This window comes from Micromonospora sp. NPDC002717 (assembly GCF_040295705.1).
Classification (GTDB): domain Bacteria; phylum Actinomycetota; class Actinomycetes; order Mycobacteriales; family Micromonosporaceae; genus Micromonospora.
In genome coordinates, this window is sequence record NZ_JBEOVW010000071.1 from 1,714 (window position 1) to 5,139 (window position 3,426).

Genomic DNA, 3,426 nt, shown 5'->3' on the forward strand with positions numbered 1-3,426 from the left:
CCTGCCAGGCATGGCCTGGTCTCGCATACCGGTCGCTGTGGTGATGCTGGTGTGGGGCTGTGGGTTGTGGGTTGGTCGTTTGTTGAGAATTGCACAGTGGACGCGAGCATCTTTGTGGTCAAGTTGTCAAGGGCGAACGGTGGATGCCTTGGCACCAGGAGCCGATGAAGGACGTGGGAGGCCGCGATAGGCCTGGGGGAGCTGTCAACCGAGCTGTGATCCCAGGGTGTCCGAATGGGGGAACCCGGCATCAGTCATGTGGTGTCACCTGCACCTGAACACATAGGGTGTATGGAGGGAACGCGGGGAAGTGAAACATCTCAGTACCCGTAGGAAGAGAAAACAAATTAGTGATTCCGTGAGTAGTGGCGAGCGAAAGCGGATTGAGGCTAAACCGGCTGCGTGTGATACCTGTCAGGGGTTGCGTGGTCGGGGTTGTGGGACCCTGCTACACGAGCTGACACTCGTGTGAGGAGTTATAAAGCCAGTTGCTAGCCGAACAGTCTGGAAAGGCTGACCGTAGGCGGTGATAGTCCGGTAGGTGAAAGTGGCTGGTCTCCTGTGGGTGTTCCCGAGTAGCGGCGGACCCCTGAAATCTGCCGTGAATCTGCCAGGACCACCTGGTAAGCCTAAATACTTCCTGGTGACCGATAGCGGACGAGTACCGTGAGGGAATGGTGAAAAGTACCCCGGGAGGGGAGTGAAATAGTACCTGAAACCGTTCGCCTACAATCCGTCGGAGCCTTGCGGGGTGACGGCGTGCCTTTTGAAGAATGAGCCTGCGAGTTAGTGGCATGTGGCGAGGTTAACCCGTGTGGGGGAGCCGTAGCGAAAGCGAGTCTGAATAGGGCGATTCAGTCGCGTGTCCTAGACCCGAAGCGGAGTGATCTAGCCATGGGCAGGCTGAAGCGCGGGTAAGACCGCGTGGAGGGCCGAACCCACCAACGTTGAAAAGTTGGGGGATGACCTGTGGTTAGGGGTGAAAGGCCAATCAAACTCCGTGATAGCTGGTTCTCCCCGAAATGCATTTAGGTGCAGCGTCGCGTGTTTCTTGCCGGAGGTAGAGCACTGGATGGTCTAGGGGGCCCACAAGCTTACCGAAATCAGCCAAACTCCGAATGCCGGTAAGTGAGAGCGCGGCAGTGAGACTGCGGGGGATAAGCTTCGTAGTCGAGAGGGAAACAGCCCAGATCACCAGCTAAGGCCCCTAAGCGTGTGCTAAGTGGAAAAGGATGTGGGGTCGCATAGACAACCAGGAGGTTGGCTTAGAAGCAGCCACCCTTTAAAGAGTGCGTAATAGCTCACTGGTCAAGTGGTTCCGCGCCGACAATGTAGCGGGGCTCAAGCACACCGCCGAAGCTGTGGCATTCACATTTTTACCTCGCTTGGACGTGATTCCTTGTGCAGGTGTGTGGATGGGTAGGGGAGCGTCGTGCCGCGAGTGAAGCATCCGAGTGATCGAGGTGTGGACGCGGCACGAGTGAGAATGCAGGCATGAGTAGCGAAAGAAGGGTGAGAAACCCTTCCGCCGGATGACCAAGGGTTCCAGGGCCAGGCTAATCCGCCCTGGGTGAGTCGGGACCTAAGGCGAGGCCGAGAGGCGTAGTCGATGGACAACGGGTTGATATTCCCGTACCCGCGAAAGAGCGACCCTGATGAACCTCGTTGTGCTAACCATCCGATCTGTGGGCGGTCTTCGGACCAATCATGGGGAGCGTGGGAACCTGGCGGGTAGTAGTCAAGCGATGGGGTGACGCAGGAAGGTAGCTGAGCCCGGCCGGTGGTTGTGCCGGGGTAAGCGTGTAGGCCGGCGTGTAGGCAAATCCGCACGCCATGTAGGCTGAGACGTGATGCCGAGCCGATTCAGGTGAAGTCAGTGATCCTATGCTGCCGAGAAAAGCCTCTAGCGAGTTCTTAGCGGCCCGTACCCCAAACCGACACAGGTGGTCAGGTAGAGAATACCGAGGCGATCGGGCGAACTGTGGTTAAGGAACTCGGCAAATTGCCCCCGTAACTTAGGGAGAAGGGGGGCCGGAGACGTGAAGCCCCGCGCGGGTGGAGCGTTGTATGGCCGCAGAGAGCAGGGGGAAGCGACTGTTTACTAAAAACACAGGTCCATGCGAAGAAGTAATTCGATGTATATGGACTGACGCCTGCCCGGTGCTGGAACGTTAAGGGGACCTGTTAGCTCTTCGGGGCGAAGCGGAGAACTTAAGCGCCAGTAAACGGCGGTGGTAACTATAACCATCCTAAGGTAGCGAAATTCCTTGTCGGGTAAGTTCCGACCTGCACGAATGGCGTAACGACTTCCCCACTGTCTCAACCACAGGCCCGGCGAAATTGCATTACGAGTAAAGATGCTCGTTACGCGCGGCAGGACGGAAAGACCCCGGGACCTTTACTATAGCTTGACATTGGTATCCGAATTAGCTTGTGTAGGATAGGTGGGAGCCGGTGAAGCTCATACGCCAGTATGGGTGGAGGCAATCTTGAAATACCACTCTGGTTGATTTGGGTATCTAACTTCGGACCGTTATCCGGTTCAGGGACAGTGTCTGGTGGGTAGTTTAACTGGGGCGGTTGCCTCCTAAAGGGTAACGGAGGCGCCCAAAGGTTCCCTCAGCCTGGTTGGCAATCAGGTGTTGAGTGCAAGTACACAAGGGAGCTTGACTGTGAGACTGACAGGTCGAGCAGGGACGAAAGTCGGGACTAGTGATCCGGCACTTGCGAGTGGAAGCGGTGTCGCTCAACGGATAAAAGGTACCCCGGGGATAACAGGCTGATCTTCCCCAAGAGTCCATATCGACGGGATGGTTTGGCACCTCGATGTCGGCTCGTCGCATCCTGGGGCTGTAGCAGGTCCCAAGGGTTGGGCTGTTCGCCCATTAAAGCGGTACGCGAGCTGGGTTTAGAACGTCGTGAGACAGTTCGGTCCCTATCCGCCGTGCGCGTAGGATACTTGAGAAGGGCTGTCCCTAGTACGAGAGGACCGGGACGGACGAACCTCTGGTGTGCCAGTTGTCCCGCCAGGGGCACGGCTGGTTAGCTACGTTCGGAAGGGATAACCGCTGAAAGCATCTAAGCGGGAAGCTCGCTTCAAGATGAGGTATCCCACCCACTTTGTGGGGTAAGGCCCCCAGCTAGACGACTGGGTTGATAGGCCGGAAATGTAAGCCCGGTAACGGGTTCAGTTGACCGGTACTAATAGGCCGAGGACTTGACTACTAAGCTGCTACGCGTCCACTGTGCAACTCTCGATGAACGAACAACAGACCCGGTTGGGTGTTGTTTGATATGTCGATAGAGTTACGGCGGTCATGGCGGAGGGGAAACGCCCGGTTACATTCCGAACCCGGAAGCTAAGCCCTCCAGCGCCGATGGTACTGCACTCGGGAGGGTGTGGGAGAGTAGGACACCGCCGGACAA

The 3,426-nt window shown here is 57.0% G+C and carries 2 rRNA genes; both read left to right on the forward strand.

Annotated elements, in window-relative coordinates:
* Window positions 1–116: 116 nt before the first annotated feature.
* Window positions 117–3,225: ribosomal RNA gene (locus tag ABT006_RS34760) — 23S ribosomal RNA — on the forward strand.
* Between the two features lie 82 nt (window positions 3,226–3,307).
* Window positions 3,308–3,424: ribosomal RNA gene (rrf, locus tag ABT006_RS34765) — 5S ribosomal RNA — on the forward strand.
* The last annotated feature ends 2 nt before the right edge of the window (window positions 3,425–3,426 follow it).